Source organism: Ruegeria sp. AP12, from assembly GCF_056540025.1.
Genome location: NZ_JBQFVZ010000289.1, coordinates 1 through 577, shown reverse-complemented (window position 1 = coordinate 577; position 577 = coordinate 1). Strand labels below are relative to the sequence as shown.

Below are 577 nucleotides of genomic sequence, written 5' to 3'. Positions count from 1 at the left end.
AGGCCATCTGACCCGAACACCATCCCTGTGCCTGCAACTCAGCCTCGGACAGGGCGCGCGTCACCAACACCGTGGATTGCGCAGGCATATAGCGCGCAGCCATCCAGGGCGGCAGGTCGTCGCTGGAATACCCGTTGGTGCAGATCAGTACGCTGGCGGCACGCACGACACCGGATCGGGTCGTCAGGTGATGACCGTTTGCGGTTTTCTCAATCCGCAGGACCGGGCTGTGTTGATACAGGTTTGCACCGGCCTGATGCGCCGCCGCCGCCAGACCGAACAGGTATTTTCGCGGATTGAGACCAAAGCCGATCGGGCTTGTATAGCCGCCGAAGAACCGCCCCCCAAGCCCGAGAGCCGTCAGTTCATCCCGCTCGTGCAACTGACCGGTCCCGTCATCTTCACGCCGCAACTTCTCCATCGCGCGAGGTGAATGGGCCAGACGGGTTTCGCCGTTGGAATGCGTATCGGCCTCAATATCAAGTCGCGACAACAGGTCAGCCACCAGTGACACGGCGTCTGTTTCCGCTTGGTGATAGGCCTGCGCTTCGGTGGCTCCGTACCGGCGGGACAAGGC

Annotated in this window: 1 protein-coding gene; it reads right to left on the bottom strand. The window is 62.2% G+C overall.

Translation table 11 applies throughout. The features are described from left to right. On the bottom strand, window positions 1–577 hold a 577-nt coding region (locus tag ACR0E6_RS22800; RefSeq protein ID WP_480587699.1), incomplete at both ends, for an FAD-dependent oxidoreductase.